The 18,301-nt window shown below is 63.1% G+C and carries 16 protein-coding genes; 8 read left to right on the top strand and 8 right to left on the bottom strand.

The window, feature by feature from the left end; translation table 11 throughout:
- Nucleotides 1–19 precede the first annotated feature (19 nt).
- Nucleotides 20–2,275, bottom strand: coding sequence for a hypothetical protein (locus DVS29_RS23360; RefSeq protein WP_124800692.1), 2,256 nt, complete (start codon nucleotides 2,273–2,275; stop codon nucleotides 20–22).
- 346 nt (nucleotides 2,276–2,621) lie between these two features.
- Here DVS29_RS23360 and DVS29_RS36980 point away from each other — a divergent pair, with 346 nt between their 5' ends.
- The 6 genes from DVS29_RS36980 to DVS29_RS38265 all read left to right on the top strand — a co-directional run bounded on the left by DVS29_RS36980 (nucleotide 2,622) and on the right by DVS29_RS38265 (nucleotide 9,092).
- The gene (locus tag DVS29_RS36980) at nucleotides 2,622–3,206 is read left to right on the top strand and encodes a hypothetical protein (protein ID WP_124800691.1); all 585 of its coding nucleotides are present in this window, start codon (nucleotides 2,622–2,624) and stop codon (nucleotides 3,204–3,206) included.
- Nucleotides 3,207–3,254: 48 nt separating this feature from the next.
- Nucleotides 3,255–6,683: an ankyrin repeat domain-containing protein gene (locus tag DVS29_RS23345; RefSeq protein WP_118182887.1), complete on the top strand. Its 3,429-nt coding sequence runs from the start codon at nucleotides 3,255–3,257 to the stop codon at nucleotides 6,681–6,683.
- Nucleotides 6,684–6,855: 172 nt separating this feature from the next.
- The gene (locus tag DVS29_RS23340; RefSeq protein ID WP_118182886.1) at nucleotides 6,856–7,719 is read left to right on the top strand and encodes a class II glutamine amidotransferase; all 864 of its coding nucleotides are present in this window, start codon (nucleotides 6,856–6,858) and stop codon (nucleotides 7,717–7,719) included.
- 527 nt (nucleotides 7,720–8,246) lie between these two features.
- A complete protein-coding gene (locus DVS29_RS37930) occupies nucleotides 8,247–8,558 on the top strand; it encodes an alcohol dehydrogenase catalytic domain-containing protein (RefSeq protein WP_338069346.1) in 312 nt (103 codons plus the stop codon).
- Nucleotides 8,555–8,947, top strand: a complete 393-nt coding sequence (locus DVS29_RS37925) for a zinc-binding dehydrogenase (RefSeq protein ID WP_240655757.1) — start codon at nucleotides 8,555–8,557, stop codon at nucleotides 8,945–8,947. The genes DVS29_RS37930 and DVS29_RS37925 overlap by 4 nt, the downstream gene beginning before the upstream one ends.
- A complete protein-coding gene (locus tag DVS29_RS38265; protein ID WP_338069345.1) occupies nucleotides 8,868–9,092 on the top strand; it encodes a zinc-binding dehydrogenase in 225 nt (74 codons plus the stop codon). The genes DVS29_RS37925 and DVS29_RS38265 overlap by 80 nt, the downstream gene beginning before the upstream one ends.
- 243 nt (nucleotides 9,093–9,335) lie before the next feature.
- On the opposite strand, the gene DVS29_RS23330 is transcribed toward DVS29_RS38265, so the two are convergent.
- A complete protein-coding gene (locus DVS29_RS23330) occupies nucleotides 9,336–9,659 on the bottom strand; it encodes a helix-turn-helix domain-containing protein (protein WP_118182885.1) in 324 nt (107 codons plus the stop codon).
- Nucleotides 9,660–9,869: 210 nt separating this feature from the next.
- Here DVS29_RS23330 and DVS29_RS36975 point away from each other — a divergent pair, with 210 nt between their 5' ends.
- Nucleotides 9,870–10,361 carry a hypothetical protein gene (locus DVS29_RS36975; RefSeq protein WP_124800690.1) on the top strand — a complete coding sequence of 164 codons (492 nt, stop codon included), beginning with the start codon at nucleotides 9,870–9,872 and terminating at the stop codon, nucleotides 10,359–10,361.
- 142 nt (nucleotides 10,362–10,503) lie between these two features.
- On the top strand, nucleotides 10,504–10,932 hold the full coding sequence (locus tag DVS29_RS23320) for a hypothetical protein (protein WP_118182883.1): 429 nt from the start codon (nucleotides 10,504–10,506) through the stop codon (nucleotides 10,930–10,932).
- Nucleotides 10,933–11,182: 250 nt separating this feature from the next.
- Here DVS29_RS23320 and DVS29_RS23315 read toward each other — a convergent pair whose 3' ends face one another.
- Genes DVS29_RS23315 through DVS29_RS23290 form a run of 6 tightly spaced genes read right to left on the bottom strand, consistent with a single transcriptional unit; the run spans nucleotide 11,183 to nucleotide 18,296 of the window.
- Nucleotides 11,183–12,196: a relaxase/mobilization nuclease domain-containing protein gene (locus DVS29_RS23315; RefSeq protein ID WP_118182882.1), complete on the bottom strand. Its 1,014-nt coding sequence runs from the start codon at nucleotides 12,194–12,196 to the stop codon at nucleotides 11,183–11,185.
- A 1-nt stretch (nucleotide 12,197) separates the two neighbouring features.
- Nucleotides 12,198–12,734: a plasmid stabilization protein gene (locus DVS29_RS23310; protein ID WP_118182958.1), complete on the bottom strand. Its 537-nt coding sequence runs from the start codon at nucleotides 12,732–12,734 to the stop codon at nucleotides 12,198–12,200.
- A 14-nt stretch (nucleotides 12,735–12,748) separates the two neighbouring features.
- Nucleotides 12,749–14,272, bottom strand: a complete 1,524-nt coding sequence (locus DVS29_RS23305) for an LPD7 domain-containing protein (protein WP_118182881.1) — start codon at nucleotides 14,270–14,272, stop codon at nucleotides 12,749–12,751.
- A gap of 51 nt (nucleotides 14,273–14,323) precedes the next feature.
- Nucleotides 14,324–16,165 carry a PriCT-2 domain-containing protein gene (locus tag DVS29_RS23300; RefSeq protein ID WP_118182880.1) on the bottom strand — a complete coding sequence of 614 codons (1,842 nt, stop codon included), beginning with the start codon at nucleotides 16,163–16,165 and terminating at the stop codon, nucleotides 14,324–14,326.
- Entirely contained in the window at nucleotides 16,162–17,898 is a 1,737-nt protein-coding gene (locus DVS29_RS23295) for a type IV secretory system conjugative DNA transfer family protein (RefSeq protein ID WP_118182879.1), read from the bottom strand. The genes DVS29_RS23300 and DVS29_RS23295 overlap by 4 nt, the downstream gene beginning before the upstream one ends.
- Nucleotides 17,895–18,296, bottom strand: coding sequence for a hypothetical protein (locus DVS29_RS23290; RefSeq protein WP_118182878.1), 402 nt, complete (start codon nucleotides 18,294–18,296; stop codon nucleotides 17,895–17,897). The genes DVS29_RS23295 and DVS29_RS23290 overlap by 4 nt, the downstream gene beginning before the upstream one ends.
- Nucleotides 18,297–18,301: the final 5 nt, after the last annotated feature.

The raw sequence follows: 18,301 nt of genomic DNA, 5'->3' as shown, positions 1-18,301 counted from the left end.
GCTACGCCGCCTGGCGCGCTCAACGCCGCGGCGGCACGGCCTCCGTGTCCACGTCAGTGTCGCTGTCGGTATCGTAGTCCGTGGTGATCTTGCCAGCCCGCGTTTGTGTGACATACGTCCCGATGGCGCGAGCCTGGTTGCGCTCGATGATCCGCGGCACATCGACAAATGCTCCCGCCGGCTGCGACAGCCAGAACGGGCCGCGACGCTCCGCATCGTCCAACTTAAGGTCGTCCGCGCAGCTTCCGCATGGGCGCATCGTCCCGGCAAGCAGGCGGCTATCCACCCGGGCGCCCCTGTTCCGCTGCAATTCCTCTTTGATACGACGCTCCGCATGCAAATGGACATGCTTGCCGCGCTCGTTGAAGTTTTGCTGCGGCACGTGGAATTTCGCCCTCTTCATCGCCATCAACACGTCGTCCAGCAGTCGCGGCCGCACCGGAACCGGATCCGCCGACAGCGAGACGATCAGCTTTTCCAGATGCCGTGCTTCCCGGCTATCTCGCACGTGAGCGACATCGCACCGCCCTTCGATGATCTCCAACAGGCCGCCCCGCGGAAGTATCGATGCCAGTTGCTGGTTGACCGAGGTCACATTCGACGACACGAGGATCTCTTTTCCCTTCACATCGTAGTAGCACTGGATTTCGCGCGACAACGGGAAGGCTTTGCGCAACACCGTGGAGAGCCAACGCAAGACCTGCCTCGGGCGCTCGGAGTCGAACGATCGCGGCGCGCGCACCAGTTCCGGATTGTCGGCGTAGATGTTTTGCAGACGATTGAGCGTCCCGGATCCCGGATCACGCGTGGTCGATCGAACGACGAACACCTTCGCCGGAATGGAACCGCGAGCAGGAAATTCGATGGTCGCCATAAGCGGCGCCGACGCCGACGCGAGCGGATGCCCTTCGGCACCAGCCTCCAGCCGGTCGAGTTGCTCATCGATGCCCGGTACGAGATAGGGCTTCAATCCCTTAAGCAAGGCATGGATCTTCGCGCGCTCGCGCATCACGCCGTCCGGCCCGACCACGGCGCTCAACGCAGCCGGCGGCAGACCCGCGCCATTCGCCGCTTCATGCGTCGACAGCGTCGGGTTGCTTCGCATCGCGGCGATCGCCGTCGCAAATTGGACGAGGCTCGTGCGCAACGTCTTCAAGAAGCCGACAGCATCGACTGGCGCCAGCGGGAGATTGTCCGCCTGTGCCGTATGGCCCAGTAAGCTGAGTGCGCCAGCCAGCGCTTCGCGATTCTCCCCGTAGTCGGGCAGCTTCTGCACACCACTGACATCGCGGAGCTTGCCATCTTCGCGCCCAATGTAGTTCGCCAGCAACGAGGTCTCGACGCGCAGCGCGGCGCCTATCTCCCGCAACGGCTTCGCGCGGTCGGCCGCAAGCATCGAAAGTGCGTCGGCGAGCAATCGCGTCGAGACCCTAATCACCGAATTCTCTCCCGTCTGCGGCAGTCTCTGCGCCGTTTCCACATGCCCCATGCGCCTGAACAGGTCGCGCAGATCGTCCTTGAGATCGTCGTAACCCGCGAGACGCGCAACGGCGCCTTCCGGCTTCCGCAGCCCGCCATCAGCCTTGAGCCAATGCCAAATCTGACACCCCACTTCGTCGCCGACCATCTCGAGCACGTTCGGGCCCTTGCCATATCCCGCACCGCGAATGGCCTGCTTGTCGATCAGCAGTTCCAGCGCCGTCTTCAGCTTGGCGGCATCCATTTTCTGTCGGGGCTTGGCGGGGGGCGGCAGATCGTCGGCTGTTAGGACGAGCTGCTTCGCAAGCTCGTCGAGTGATGTCCGGTAGGTTTCGTAGTCGGGCAGCTTCGCGAGCCGGCCCACAAGGTTGTCGCTGCGCCATCGCTTTTCGCTCACCCACATGTTGACTGTAGATAGCGCGATCGAATGTGCTCGCACTATGTCAGCCGGACGCACGTTGCGCGCCCGATTAAGCAGGATGGTATAAACCATCGCGGCCGTCACGCTTTGCCGCGAGCCTTGTAACGGCCCAGCCAGCGTGCCGGTGCGTGGCCGTTTGAGCGGCGCGTCGCCGGTCGAAACTGGTGATGACTGGTCGGCCCTCGCGCGCTTGTTTTCGGGCTTGCCAGAGTCTATCGAAGCCCTTGCCTGCTCGCTTCGCCGTTGCGGCAACTGCGCGAGCGGGCCAGCGAGCGGCGGCGCTGTACGCCGCGTTCCGGACGCCGACGGCGTCGCGGATTGCTCGGCAACCCCGCGTACTTCACTTTTGGAACCGAAGGTGATTCTGGCACGCATGGCAAGTCTCCCTTATCTACGCTGCGACGCAAGAAAGCGCTGCGCCGCCTGGCGCGCTCAACCCCGCGGCGGCACGGCCTCACCCCGTTCACGCGCGTCGAGAACCGCCATCGCCGTTTCGTACGCCCATCGCACTTCCTGGCACTTGACCGTGCTGCCCCCTTGCTCGTCGGGATGCAGGGCCAAGGCGTCCTTATGGAAGCGCGGCCGCGTATTCGGCGGCGGATAGTCGTGCCCTGCTCCGGCCATTAAAAACGACCCATGACGAATGTTTCCAGATTCTCGCTATGCCTTTCACCCTCCCCGGCTGTTCGGGCGAAAAACGGGCGACCTAGCCGAATCGTCGATGCGCAGCTTCACATCGGCGATGCTTCCCTCGACTTGTCGACGGAAAGCCCGATTTTCGATCCTTTCAACTTCTTACGACACCCATTTCCGGCCTGCCGACAGCGACGCACGCTTCCTGCATTGCCGGGAACGCCGGTTCGCTCACGAACGAAGAATTTCGCCACGTCACGCCTGTCGGGCTATCACAAGACAACACAATGGACACATGAAGCGGAACATCGAGCGAATGGCGGGAGAACTGCGCGACGCACTATGCCGCGCGCGCGACACGTACGCGAGCCGGCGAGCGCTGATCGCCTTCATTCGCGGCAGCGACACGCGCTGGTGGGGCGGCAGCATCGACGACTGGCAGCCCGACGAGGCGCGGCTCTCGTCGCGCGCCGCGCTCGAGCCGTATCTCAAACTCTTGCGCGATTTCAAGTCCGAGCGCCTGCCGACCGCACAAGCCGTCATGGTCTATAGGGACGGCAGCTTCGTCTCCGTGATGCTCGGCATCCAGACCCACGACGAAGCCGAGGCGCTGCTGGCGCAGACCATGGAAATCGTTCGCAAACGCGTCGCGTTTGCCTGGCTCAAGGCGTGATGCGATTCGTCTAAAGCTATCCCTCCCATTCACCACGACGGCAATCCGATGCTCAAGCTCTCGCGTCAATTCACCCACCCCGCCGGACCGGAATCTCGCGCAGCGGAGCCGAAGGGAAGCGAAGCCCGCGTGTCGTACCGCGCGCAGAACGACGGTCCGCTGGCGGCGTTCGAGCAATCCGCGAAAGGGAAAGAGCTCGTCAGGCAATATCGCGTCGGCGTCGGCAAGCTGCAGTGTTTCCTGCGCGCCGAAGACTCCGCCGATAACGCCGCCGACAACGAGGCGGCAGCCGCGCGCTTCGGGCGCTTCGCGGACCGCGTCGAAGAGGGCCGCACGGGCTTTTTCTCGACCGAGGTGGCGCTGTTGTATGGGCAAGGCAAGGAGTCCCTGGACTCGCTGTGCGACGACATCGACAACCCGTCGATTCCGCTGGACGTCCGCCGGACCCAGATCGCGAACCTCTCGAACGACGTGCTCGTTTGCGCGAGCGGCACGGTCAGCAATCTCATCATGGCCACGCAGAACCTGAGGCTCAGCACGGGCGGCGTGCGCAACCAGGCCAACAAAGCGTGGGAAGCGCTGCTCGATCAAGCCATTCGCGAATTCGTCGAAGCGCATCACGGGCACGATGCCAACTATCGAGGCAACGAAATTCACTACGTCAACGGCTACCGCAACTTCCTCGCGGACGAGTACGGCGTGACGCAGCGCATCGACCATTTCGTGTCGCCCACACTTGGCGATCCGGAACGTCTCGGTCAATGCAAGGCATTCGTCGAGCAGCGCGTGTCCGCCATCGGTCTGGTGCGGCACCTGGCCGAAATGTGCCTGAGCGACGTCCACGATCACTTCGGCGCCTTCCGCAATCGCGAGCTCACCGATGAGGACGTGTGGTCGATCTACGACGACTTTGGCAAGGACCTCGATGCGTCGCTCGCCGACCGGTACGGCAAGATCGATCCTCACGATATCGTCAACGAATACGAGGACAAGGGAACCGAGGACGCGCCCTATGCGCTGATCGAGCGCCCGGCGCTCCTGATGCGCGCGATCGCGAGAAACCTGCGCACGGCAGGCGTCTTCGAGACATTCAAATTCCCGATCGCGCATGGCACGAAAGAAAGCGAATTCGCGATCAAGCACATCGGCGACGACGAGTTCTACGTCAAGACCAGAGGCCCGAAATCGACCGGATACCGGGGCACCGGATTCAAACCGCTGTACGCGGCGGACCTTCCGGCGCGGGACGCGACGCCCGCGATGGTCAAGGCCGCGCTGATCAACACGCGCGAGCTGGAGAGCCTGCGGGCGCTGCTGCCCTCCACCGTCTGGTCGATGCTCGAGGCAGAGCCGCAGCCGCACGGCTGGTTGAGCGCCTTGAGCCACCATGCGGTGCTGCGCTTTCGCGAAGCCGACGCAAAACACGAGGCGTTCCTGCTCGACCGGGCGTTCGAGAATCTGCGCGGCGAGCCGAGCGCCGAACGCGCAAAAGCGCTGCGCCAAGGGCTGAGCCAGAAAGAGGACCGGCTGGTGGCGCGCGTGGCGGCGGATGCAACCGACGTGAACGCCGCCGAGGTGGACGAAGCCGAGACGAACGCCAACTCGCTGCTGCACCTCGCCGCCCAGTACGGCTGCGTGCGGACGGTGGCGGCGCTCACGCGGAAGACGGACCAGCCCGACCCCGTCAACGCATCGGGTTACACCCCGCTGATGTTTGCCGCCGGGCATGGTCAGGCCGACGCCTTGCGCGAGTTGCTGAACAACGGCGCCGCAGTCGATGCGAAGACCCCGCAAAACGATACGGCATTGCACATTGCCGCTCGCAGCGGCCATGACGATGTGGCGGATCTGCTGCTCGGGTTCGGCGCCGATCCGCACGCGCTCGACGAAGCCGGCGACACCCCGACCATTCAGGCCGCGCGCCAAGGACATTTCGAAGTCGTCCAGATGCTGGTGCGTGAAGGCGCCCGGCTTCAGGAGATGAACAAGCAAGGCTGGACGGCGCTGATGGAGGCGGGACGGACCGGGCGCGCAGCGGTCGTCGAGGTGCTGCTGAAGGCCGGCGCGCCGGTCGATCAGGCCGGCGGACCGGCGCAAATCACGCCGCTGATGCTCGCAGCGGAATATGGACGCATCGACGCCCTGAAAGCCTTGCGTCAAGGTGGCGCCAAGCTCGATACGAAAGACGACAAAGGCTTCACCGCGCTGATACGGGCCGCGTACTATGGAAAACACGAAACGGTCGAAGCGTTGATCGCGATGGGCGCCGGCATTGCGTGCAGGAGCCAAATGGGCCACACGGCGCTGACCATGGCGGCCCGTTCTGGCCATGAAACGTGCGCGGCCGCATTGCTGCGCGCCGGGGCCAAGGTCAACGAAGCCGCGAACGACGGCACGACGGCCTTGATGTGCGCCGCCGGCGCGGGACATCACGAACTGATCCGCATGCTCTTGCAGCAGCCCGGCATCCAAATCGAACGGCGCGATGAGAAAGAGCGCACCGCGCTGTTCCTGGCCGCGGCCCACGGGAAAGCGGCATGCCTCGCGCCGCTGCTCGACGCGCACGCGAATCTCGAGGCGGTGAGTCAGTCGGGCGCGACGCCGCTCATGAGCGCGGCGAGCGGCGGCCATCTCGAAGCCATCCGCGCGCTGCTGGCAAGAGGCGCGGATATCGGCCGCAAGGACAGCACGGGCTGGACGGCCCTGAGCTGGGCCGCGCACCGCGGCGATATGGCTTGCCTGGAGGCGCTGCTCGCGAAGCACGCCGAACCGGGCGCGCCGGCCATGGATGGGGCGGCCGCGCTGAGTGCGGCGGCCAAAGCGGGTCGCCTTCCGATCCTCCATCGCTTGATCGAAGCAGGCGTTTCCGCGAACGCGAGAGACCAGCGCGGCCGCACGTCGCTCGCAGCAGCCGCCGCCAGCGGCAATCTCGACTGCATCAAGGCGTTGGTGCAGGTCGGGGCGGCCATCGACGCCCAAGACCTCGAAGGCAAAAGCGCACTAATGGATGCGGCCTGGGAGCGCCGTACCGACGTCGTGCAAGAACTGCTGCGGGCTGGCGCGAATCCGAGGCTGGTCGACCGCAATCAGGCCAACGCGCTGGGTTTCGCCGCGATGAGCGGCGACCTCGAAGCGACGCGCACGCTGCTTCGCGCCGGGCTCGACCCCAATCACCGCGACGCCCAGGGGTATACGCCCTTGATGTACGCGGCGGGCAACGGCTGGCTGAACATCCTGAACGTGCTGCGGCAGGCCGGCGCGCGCATCGACGAGCAAGCCTACGACGGGCGCACCGCCTTGATGATGGCCGCCCGGCACGGCCAGCTCGAGATGGCCATGGCGCTCCTCGACGCGGGAGCGTCGCTTCAGCTATGCGACAGGAACGGGAAGTCCGCTGGCGCGCTGGCCCAGCAGTGGGGACATGGGCACATCGCGCAAGCCATGATCGGGTGGTGGCAAAACCAGCCAGGAGGTTGAATCGGCGGGGCGTGGTTCGCGCCGCGTCAGGTCGCGGCTGCTTCAGGAGAAGAAATAACCCTCGGAAAGCGATTTCTCATCGATCTATAGAATATTTTTCCATATCAACGATTTCCGTTGATTGATAAAATCCGCACCAATCCATAAAAATTCCCGCACCCGTTAAGCTGTCATGTGCCAACTGCTCGCGCTCAATTGCGCGGAACCGACCGACGTCACGTTTTCCTTTACCGGCTTTACCGCGCGGGGCGGACGAACCGATCATCATGTCGATGGCTGGGGCGTTGCGCTTTACGAGAAAAATGCCTGCCGGCTCTTTATCGACGACCGGCCCGCATGCGAATCGCCGATGGCCGAATTCGTCAAGCGCAATCCATTCAAGTCGCGCAACGTCATCGCCCATATTCGCAGAGCCACGCAAGGCGCCGCCGGTTTGGAGAATTGCCATCCGTTCATGCGGGAATTGCGCCGCAAGCAATGGGTCTTCGCGCACAACGGCGACATGAGCGCGCTCACCGCCGACGGCTGCGGCCCCTATGCGCCGGTCGGCACGACCGATAGCGAGACCGCCTTCTGCGTGATCATGAATGCCCTCTATGACGAGACGGACGGCCACATCCAGGATCCGGACCGGCTGTTCGACGTCATGAGCCGCCTGATCGCCAGGCTGACCCGATTCGGCATCTTCAACTTCCTGCTGTCCAACGGCGACGTGCAGTTTGCGTATTGCTCGACACGCCTGTCGTACGTGATCCGGCGCTGGCCGTTCTCGAGCGCGCAGCTAATCGACACGGACTGGACGGTCGACTTCTCGGCGGTAGGCACCACCGCCGACCGCACGGCCGTGATTGCCACGACGCCGCTGACCGACGAAGCGTGGACCCAATGCCGGCCCGGCGATTTCATGATGTTCCGCGACGGCGATCTGCTGCGCCACACGAACATCCCGGTGCCCGCCGACGTGCTCGCCACCGCGCGCTATGCGCCCTCCGAGGTCTCGCGTCCCGCCGACGCGAATGTCGCCCACACCGCCTGACCGGGTTTCCCCCGCCGCACGAGCGTTGATCCTTGCTTGGATCGACGCTTACCCCGTTTCAGCAAATTCCTATCAAACGCAAACGTTCAGCCGCCGCAAGTATAGAAACAGCAGCCTGTAAATAAATTACCAATAAGGCTCGCAGATTAATCCGGGTATCAAAGCACTTCGATGCTGCGCATCAGGCGATCAGCCGTTACCGCGAGAGACGCTTGTTTGCGGATACCGGTCGACGGCGCTAGCAGAATCAATGGACAGCATTAGCACTCCCATGAACACCGCAATCAAAATTAACAATCTCCAACACACGCGAAGCGCTCGGTCGTGGTGACGCGGGAGCGCTCAAAGGCATTCCTGACCGAACTGCAACCGCAACAAGGATGATGGGCCACCGATTACGCAGACGTGCACCGCGTCGCGCATCCGGATCTCCATATCGGTGAACGGTATTGGTTACATGCGCCTGAAGGTATGGTCGCTGAACTTCCGTGATCTGTTGATCACCAACGATAACTACAACGGCCTGCGTGCCGAACCACACCATTGCGTTGTCGGATGGATCGGGCGAGGTCATAGCGGTTGGGCGTGATGTGAGCCGCTTCAAAATTGGCGATCGGGTGAGCCCGACCTTTTCCACAACCTGGGTTGCCGGTCCGATGACCGCAGCGGATCCACCACGTTTTCGTGGTGCTTTAGTAGATGGCGTGCTGGCCGAACTCGTGGCTTGCGATGAACGACATGCGGTACTGATACCGAGCACTTGTGTTTCAGGAGGCGGCAACTGCCTCGTGCTGGTGTCACGGCCTTCAATGCCCTGTTTGGTCCGCGCCCTTTGGTGAGCGGTCAGTCGGTTCTAACGCTCGGCACAGGCGGCGTCTCGACGTTTGCCATTCAGTTCGCTGCAGCGGCAGGCGCGCGGGTTATTTCCACCTCATCCAGCGACGACAAGCTCAATTCGGCACGCAAGCTCGGAGCGAGCGACACCATCAACTATCGCGTACATCCGGAATGGCAGCAAGAAGCCCTGCGTCTGACGAATGGGCGTGGTGTTGACCATGTCGTCGAGGTCGGTGGCGGCGGCACAATCGACCGCTCGGTAGCTAGTGTTGCGGTAGGCGGCCAGGTTCACATGATCGGCGCCTTATCCAATGGCACGCTCGGCCCGCGCCTGCTGGTGCCCTGGAAGACACTTCGTGGGCGTTACGGTCGGCTCTACCGCCGACCATGAAGCGATGAACCGAATGGTGGCACACCATAAGATTCGACCGGTCGCCGGTAAGGTCTTTCCCTTCGAGGAGGCGATCGAGGCATATCGGTGTCTTGAATCTGCCTCCCATTTCGGCAAGGTTGTTATTACTCGCGATCATGATTGAGATCTGAAATCACCGGGGCATGTTTTTTCGAGGGAAAGCGACCAGTGCCCGACTCTCCCTAGCCAATTCAGGTCTGGTGAGCGTCACATGAATCAAGGTGGCAACGAATCATGGCAACCGGCCGAATGCAGTCTCGAAGCGGTTTTCTTCGGGAATCTCCGAGTGACCGATATTGGCCGACGAACCCAGCCGCCTGTGACCGGATCAGGTTGACCACCTCCGCAAGCAATATCCAATCGTGCCCTACGACCCTGCTTCCAAGGTCCGCGCATAGGACAACAGATCGGCTCGCTTTCGTTTCGAAAGCCTGCCGAAAACCAGAATGAGATTGGCAAGTTCGCTGTCTTCGGCATATAGAAACGCCACTGGTACCTTGAGTACTGCCGCTAGGCGGATCACGATCGTGTAGTCCACCTTGTGAATGCCAAGCTCATAGCGATTAATGCGCGTACTCGCGACAAATGGATCCAGGCCCGCCTCGATGCCAAGCTGCTTCTGCGACAGCCCAGCCTCCAGGCGAGCCTCCTTCAGTCGCGTTCCAAAAATCGAAGATGACGCCGCAGACATTCGCTGGTAGCTCGTTACATACGAAGCTACGAATATCGTTGCAAAGCGCCTGCTTAGATACTACGATTATCGTAGTATCTAGCAGCAACTCGAAGGCTATTCAAGCGCCCATCGGGATCGCTTCGAATAAGCACCGCTTCAAGGCGGTTGCTGCACGATCGCGGTCCGGCGCTCTAAACGCTCGAAGCCTGGCAACGCAGGAAGTGAAAGATGCAGGACAAGCGACCGCCCACCGACCTCGGCATTGACCTCAACGAACAGGATCGCAACCGCCTGCGCCTTCTCAACGACGAGTTGGCGCAGGCTGAACAGTGGATCACTCGTCGCAGCAGTGAAATGGTCGCGGCGTACGGCCTTGCTACTGCCCAGACCCGTCACACTGATCGGCTGGACGAAGACGTGGAACTGATCGCTACTGTACTGTTCCTGATACGGAAGGACCATCCTGATTTCGAACCTGGGCGCCATGGCGTTGTGACGCGAATCGATATCCCGATCCTGCCCGCAACCCTCCTTGAGGATAATCGCCATTGCAACGGCGTTCGAACGCCATGGCCGTTTCGGGATTGTCGTCAAAACTGGTGCCCATTGTTTCTGGATCTCTATGAACGCGCACTGCAAAAGGACACGGCGAAATTACTGAGCATCGGCACGCTATGCATCGACATCGCACTAATACAACAGCAACTGCGCTCGTGGTAACGAGCAGCACACTAACCAAGAGTCATCTTTTCTAACCCCTCATGGCATTCGACGGGGTAACGTCTATATTGCATTTGCGGGATATTGAGGCTGTGCGTTTTCCTCAAATTCTGCGCAGCCACGTTTCACAGGAGAACGTCATATGGCTTTACTGAAACTTGCTGTCGTGGTCGGCATTCTTTTTGGTACTGCCAGGGCAATCCGGCTATGCGGTCGCCACTGCCGGGTTCGTTTCGGCCACAGCTTTTTTACTGCGCGCGGATTCTGGCTGGCCGCCATCGCGATCAATTTCCTATGGTGGGGATACTATGCGTGGGCGACGGCCGCACTTCATCACGCGCCGCCGTCAGGAGGACTTGCCCTGATGGCTCTGGGTATCGCTGCAGCGGGCTGGCTGATCTACGAAAACGTTCACGCAACAAACACCCTCCTCGGCGTCGTCGGCTCGTCTCTCCAGCTCGTGCTGTTTTTTCCGGTGGCACTCTACGGTCTGCCGCTCCTCGCGATCGCCCTGATTTTCCTGCTCTTCGCGACATACAAGGGCGCACCCGTGTGGCTTATCGACCTGTGAACAGCTTGCAGTTGATCACAACCGCGCCTGCATGCGCCGTGTGGTCACGGTCCTTCTCACGCCAGCACACCGTTCATACCGAGCGCAACTTCAACGTCATCTTCGCAAGTGCACGTTAACGGATACACGGCCATGCGAGACGCGTCCTTCAAGACTGGCTGATAGAGCCCGACGCGGCGCGTCGATGCTGATACCTGACCGCATTCCTCTTACTTCGCCCGTCGGGAACGGTAGCATCCCCCTGGCTGCACTAGCGTTCGATGTCCGGATTGGAACCGCCAGGCTGGCTATCGCGCTCTGGAACCGTTCGATGCTCGCGCACCGGCACAGGATCCCGGCTTACGTCGGGCGCACTGGCGTCCCGCTGGACCGGCATGGCGCGCACGAACTCCACGATGCCGACGGCCATCGCGCGGTCCGCACCGGCTGGGGACGCGGCCACGGTTCGCGCAACCTCCCGCCACGCAGCAAATGCCTTGTCGTGTGCCTCCCACCCAGCCTGTCGCTGCTTTTCGTTCGCCACGGCGCGCCAGTACTTCGGTGTTTCGCCACGCTCCACGATATGCCTGACACCCTGAACGGGATACCGTCGCGTCTCGCCACGTACCCGTCGGGGCGTCGCATTGGCATCCACCCCGTTTGCGCGTAGCTGCTCGGCGAACCGCTCGCGCCAGCGCCGCAGATCCTGCTTTCGCGGATTCAGGCGCCGGCCATCCGGTCCACGCACCTGCACGCTCAGGTGAACATGCGGGTGTGCCTCGTCGTCATGGGCAGCAAACACATAGGCACGCCCATCTCCAAACTCGACGGCCGCAAAATCCCGGACGGCGTCCCGCACGGCCTGACGGTTCGTTCCCGGCGGCATCGACAGCAGGATGTTGAATACCTCGCGACGGGCACTCGTTTCCGGTACTCCCCATCCGCCGAATTGCCAGGTCTGCACGAGATCACGCACGGCCTCGGCTCCCGAAATGCGGTCGCCGTTCTGATCTTCCAGTTCCACCTGGCCGTTTCGGGAGATATATCGAAGATGCCGGCGCACCGCGCCGATGCCCTGCGCGCCCGATGCCTTGTTCGTGATCTTGATCATCACTTCCGGCGTGCGCCTGAGCGTGCGCGCCAGCTGCTCGCGCATAAGCGCGGCTTCGTCGCGCAGGCTCGCCTGCGAAAGCCGCTGTGCCCGTGCGTGCCTGAACGGCTCCTGAAACAGCCGGTCACCCCAGTTCAGAAGCATCGCATCGATGTAGACCTTCGGATAAGGCATCTCACCGGCTCCATCGATCCAGGTTCGCACGCACCACGGCCGCCACGACACGTAGGTGCGCATCGATCGCTCCACGGATGGCCTCGATTTCCCCGTTCCCATCCCAGCCGTTACGTCGTGTGTGACCGTCGCGGACAAGTTGCCTGAGCCACCGGCCAATCGAAGCGAGCTGCAGGTTGGAATCCGACAGCAGCCGCATCTCCCGGGCGCCGAGCTGGGGTTCGTGCGTCAACTGCGCACGGATCAGCGCGACGATCCAGCGGTTAGCGGTCAGGCCCGATGCCTCCGCGCGCAGCCCGACAGCCTCGAGTTCGGCAGCCGTCAGCCTGAGTTCGATCCGCGTACGAAGATCACCGACAGCAGTCCAACGGACATCCGCGTCGATCCCCGGATCGCCATTGCCAGCGTCCGCACGCAACGCGGCGGCAACCAGTTGCCGAGCCCCCTCACCAACGGTCAAGCCCCGGCGCACGCACCAGCGCTCCCAATCCCGTCTCACGCCACCAAGCTCGACACACAGGCGCTCACGTTCACGCACACGCATGACAGCTCCTAGCGCGCAGGCGAAGGTTCGACGGGTGTGTGCACCAGCTCTAGCTCGACATCGCGCGCGGGCGTACGTCCCGCGCCAGTGCGTGTCCGGCGATCCCGTTCCGACGGCGCTTTCGGATCGAAGACCCTCGGCCGGGGCACCGGAATGCCCTCGCGACCAAACGCATCGAGCAGCGCTTCCGCACGCCGTTGCACACGCTCGATCGAGCGCGCGCTGAATCCCTGCTCCCGCATCGCGCCGACGAGCACGGCCAGGTGCAGCACCTTGTCCTCATCGGAGACGCTCGGGCGTCGCAACTCCTGGCCGTTTTCGCGCGCATTCGTGCCCGCAGGTGTCGCGTCTGCTCCCGCTACGCGTTCGCGTTCTGATACAGATTGCGCCACCGTACGCTCTCGTCGCGTCACATCTACCTGCCAGGTGTTCCGGTGCACATCGCGCTCGTCTTCACCGATCACCACACCGTGCTCGTCCAGGATCGGTACCTTGACCGTGACGAGCCGTCGCCCCAGGTTTTCAAGTGCAACCTGCTGCCCGGGCTGCGCGCCCGATTCCCGAACTGCGCGCTCGAGATCCACGCCCCAGACCACGCGATCTGCGCCCGCCGCATCACGAAACACAACGTAGTACGACTCACTGCGCGCCGGATTATTCTGGTACGGCGCACCGCCGTGCTCGCGCAGCTCACCGGTATATCGCCTCGGGGTGTCGGCTTCGTCGCCCGCTGCCGGCTGTCGCTCCGCGTCAGGAGGATCACCCCGCTGAGCATCACGTCGCAGGGCTGCAGATGCAGCGCTATCCGCCACATCCGGCGGCCCGGCGGCTGGCGCGGGGGCATACGTTGCACGACTGCGCTCTGCTACGTCTATCGGCGAACCGGCCGCATGCAACGACACATCCGCTTCGATCCGGTTGTTCAGACGGCCCTGTCGCGCATCGGCCAGACGCGCCAGATCGGCGGCCTTTGGCTCATACCCGCTGACCTCGATGCCCAGCAGCGATCCCTGCAGCCACACCTCGCCGCGAAACGCCTCATGACCGGACACGCGAATACGGCGCCACGATTTCGCCGCCACCATGTCGACCATCGACTCCACCACGTCCGGCCGGTTGTGTTCGGTGACAAGGTACGGTCCGATATCCTCGAACGCGAGCTGATACGGCGCATCCTTCAGGAAGTACTGGTTGCCGGCACGCAGGTAGCGTTTGCGCACGCGATCCGGCACCTGATCAAGCGGCGCGCGATCGGCATCGGCACCTTCCCTCTCCGTTGGAACATCACCGGCCGGGCGGGAAGCAGACTGACGTGCCACGCCGGCATCGTCCCGGATGGCCTGATCGCGCAGACGCGCCCGCGCCGAGTCAAACTCACGCCGGCGCCGGGCCGACACAGCATCCAGGGCGGCCGCGTCGAGGCGAATGGTATCGCCATCACCTTTCGGGGGTTCATTGGATAGCGAACGCCCGGGAATATCCTGCTCGATCAGATTGATGACCGGCTCGGCAGACGACAGGGGTTCAGACATGGTGGAGCTCCTTTCTGATCGGTCAGGCTTCCTGGCGATACATGCTTTGGTCTAGCGATCCGGGCCAGGCGGATCCTGCGATGCCGACCGCTCCTTCGACTGCTCGAGCGCCGCTGTGCGCGCTTCGCGTATCCGGGCCCATGAACGCGCCTGCAGCTGATCGAGCATCCCCTCAAGGTTCGGACTGAAATTCAGTTCCCGCGCAGACTTCTTGAGCGAGCCGACTGTGCGGTCGAGCAGGTCACGCGCGCGATCCCACGGATAGACCCTGGGCCGATCACCCTCGTAGCCGACCTGCAGTTCCGATCCATTGAGCCGGGCGTTCTCGTCCATCCATCGCAGCCGCTCTGAGACGAATTCCATCTGCGTCTTCGGATGGAAAACAACGCTGCGCGTCGCCACCTCCTGGATCAGGTAGTGCTCGGTATTGAACACTTCGCCACGATACGGTCCACCGTTTTCGCGCGGTGTACCCATACGGAGCGGTGAACCGAACCGATGTTCGGCTAGTGCCCGGACCTCATTGGGCACATCCGCTACGGCGAACAATGGTTCGCCAACTGGCGGACGCGTTGGTGCGAAGCGTCTCGGCTCAGCGGCCGGCGTATCAGCCGTAGACTGCTCAACCGTCGGTTGTGCCTCCGCCGACGCCGTTATCGGCTCAGGTGCTTCGGACGGAGTGGCCGGCTTTGGTGCGCTGCGCTTCGATGTGCGACGACGCGGTGTGCCGTCGCCAGCATTGACGAGTTTTTCCTTCACGTTGCCCATCCTGTCCTCCATCGGTTCGTCCGGCTCCCTGCCGTTTGCTGTGCCCGCCAGCGACCCAGTGCCATCAACCACCCGCGCATCATCGCGGCCCACGACTTCGCGCAGACGTCCGCCTACACGATCGAATCCGGAGAGCACCGTCATGTCGTTGAAATCTGTTGGCACCTTGTCGTCAATTCGCGCGTCGGCGGCAAATACGGGTGAGACCACGCGCGCGCGGGATGCGTCCGCAGCCTGTCGTGCCTTGGCCTCGCCCGGCCCCAGTTCGGCCAGCACGACGATGTCTGCGTCCGGGAACTGATCGCGCACGGATTCCGCGACGGGAGGCAGATTGCCGCTGGAGAGTGCCGCCAGCGCCACCCATCCCGTTGCGCGATGCGCAGAAAGCATGGTGGCCATGCCCTCGCCGATCAGGATTGGCGTCGTCTGGCCGCCTGCAACGGGCGCAAGTCCGGCGATCCAGTAACCGCCTTTCTTGACGCCACCGGCCAGCGACGACTTGTTGCCCGCTTCGTCGATCAGCTCCAGTGTGGAAATGGCAGGACCGATCCAGACCGGCACAACCAGCACGCGCCCGAAAAGCAGCCGCTCCTCACTCGCCGGGGCATAGCCCAGCAACGCACGCAGTTCAGGCGCTTCCAGCTCGCGCAGTGTCTGCGCGGGATCGAGACCCTTGCGCACGAGATAGGGATGTTCCGGACCAACAGGTCGTGCCCATTGCCAGATTTCCTGTGCCTCACGAGCCGCGGCAGCATGCCGTGCCTGCTGGCGTGCCGCTTCCCGTGCGCGGCGTTCCAGCACATCGGGACCCGGCACGAGCGTCGTTGCCATCTGGTCCGGGTAGTGCCCACGTTTGAGGTCAAACCCATGCTCTCGTGCGAGCCAGAAGAGCGACGCGAGCGTCTTGCCGCCTGACTCCTTCACTGAGCGCCAGGTCGTGCGGGCCGACCGCTCGTCATAGTTGCCGGCTGTGCGACTCCATTCGTCCCAGATCTCGAAGCCCGCGTCACCCAAACCGTGCTTCAGTGCAAACGCCATATCGACCCACGTGCCGTAGTCCTCCGCCGGAATCACGGCAAGAGCGGCCCGTACACGCGCGGTTTCATCCACCTGAGGCATACTCATCGCCTTGCTCCCTCGATCGATGCCGTGTTCGTCCCGGCACGTGTCACCGGACCGCGCCTCGCTCGCGCGGACTTTGGCGGCACCAGCTCCGCGACGTCGAGGTCAGCCACCGACAGGCGGCGCGTTGCCTGCCCGATACGCTTGGCCGGAACGCCCAGCAGCATGAAATGCCGTTCGACGTAGGTCGTGACCTCGTCCTCACTGAGGTCGGCGAGCCGCGGTGGAAGATCACGCGGATCCCAAGCCTGCAGCACCTCCAGATACTCGGCCGACAGATGAAGCAGACCCACACCGTCCGGATCGATCTCGTCAGACCCGACTTCGCGCACACGTCGTTCGATCTGAGCGGTGAAGCGGGCCAGGTCCATGGCCGGCACCGATGGTGCACCCGAGACCCGCGAAGCGAAAACAGGGTCGCGCCAGTAGCAGATCCGGTCGGCGAGGATCGGCTTCGTGTTCTCCAGCACGATGATTTCCTTGTCGCGCCCCAGTTCCTTGAGTTCCTGCGGTAACAGCAGCGGGCGACGCTGCTCGGACATGCTTTCGCTCGATCCACCGCGGCCGCCGAACACCGCGCTCGGTCGGCTGACACTGCGTGACTGATCGGTGAAGGTGCCGAGCATCTCGGAATAGTCGTTCGCATCCTTCTGCTCACGAGGCGCATAGAGGATCTGCATCGCGTGGTTCGTGAGGAACGTACGAGCGTCGGCCCGGCCGTAGACCGATTCGAGCTGCGCAATCGACTGCACGACTGAGAGCAGACGCAGGTTGTAGCCCGCCATGTAGGCCACGGCGCGCGCGATGATGTGGATCTTGCCGATTGCGGTCATCTCGTCGAGCAGCAACAGGCACTGGAACCGCAGGGTTGGATCCGCCTCCGGCAACTGTTTCGTGTTCAGGTTGACGAGCTGCGAGAACACGAGGTTCACGAGCAGCGCCGCTTCGGACAGGTGATCCGGTGTGATTCCGATATAGACCGACATGCGACGCCGACGCACGTCGCGCAAGTCGAAGTCGTTGGCGCTCGTCGCTGCATCGACGATGGGGTTTGCCCAGATCGTCAGCGGCGCGTGGAAAGTCGCGAGAATACTCGCCAGCACCTTGTCGTCGTTGGACAGGAAGCGGTTCAGGGCATCGACGCATGCGCCGGTCAGCAAAGTTCGATGTTGCACGAGTGCACGCTGCAGGTATGCCTTGACCGGCATGCTGTGGCCCGACGACTGGCGCAGCACCTCACCCATCGTGACCGGATAGTCGGGAATGGACTCACCCCTGCCCGTCCGTCGTGCGTCACGCCACTCGCTCAGCAGCAGGACGATGCCGAGAAACAGGTTACGCGCCTGGTCCTTCCAGAAGTCGTCGTGGCCACCGGGTGGATACAGGGCGTAGCCGATCGCGAGGATGTCGCCGACGCGGAACAGGCCATCGGAAATCGCCGACAGCGGGTTGAACCGGTGCGTGCGGCCATCTTCTGCGAACGGGTCGAAGAGATAAACCTCCTGCCCGTGCGCGCGCCGGAATCCTGCCGTGATCGCATAGTTCTCGCGCTTGATGTCAAGGACCACGACCGAATCCGGGTAACTCAACAGGTTCGGGATCACGATGCTGACGCCCTTGCCCGACCGGGCGGGCGCGGCGAGCAGTACGAACTGCTGTCCGGCGAAGCGGAGGTAGCGCCCTCGCCAGATCCCGACGACGATGGGCGGTGCATCGATCAGCGTCCGCGCATTCATAGCAACCCCGCCGCGCGGATTTCTGCTTCGCTGGCGAACCGGGCACTGCCGTAGAGACGCCGCCGTCCGGTCCGCTCCCAGATCGAATACAACGCCATCGCAGGGCTACCCATAGCGACGAGCACACCGAGCAAGGCCGAGCCCGTGAGACGCCGGCCGCCGTTCGGCATCAGGCCGCCATGCCAGGCCAGCAGTGCATCGGGCCAGCCCCATAGTCCCGCGTGGAACGGGTTCAGCCGCAGGCTCGCGTACAGGAAAAATGATGCAACCCACAGCGAGGCCAGAAGAGCCCCAGCGACAATCGCCAGAACGGCGACGGTGACCAGATTGGCACGCACATGACGCGCTGCCGGAACAGCGGTGTCGGAGGAATTTGAGGAACGACAATTCGTGTCCATGCCGG

The organism is Paraburkholderia phosphatilytica, from assembly GCF_003443895.1.
In the GTDB taxonomy this organism is placed as follows: Bacteria; Pseudomonadota; Gammaproteobacteria; order Burkholderiales; family Burkholderiaceae; genus Paraburkholderia; species Paraburkholderia phosphatilytica.
Note: the sequence above shows the minus strand (reverse complement) of the source record. Positions and strands in the feature narration are given on the sequence as shown.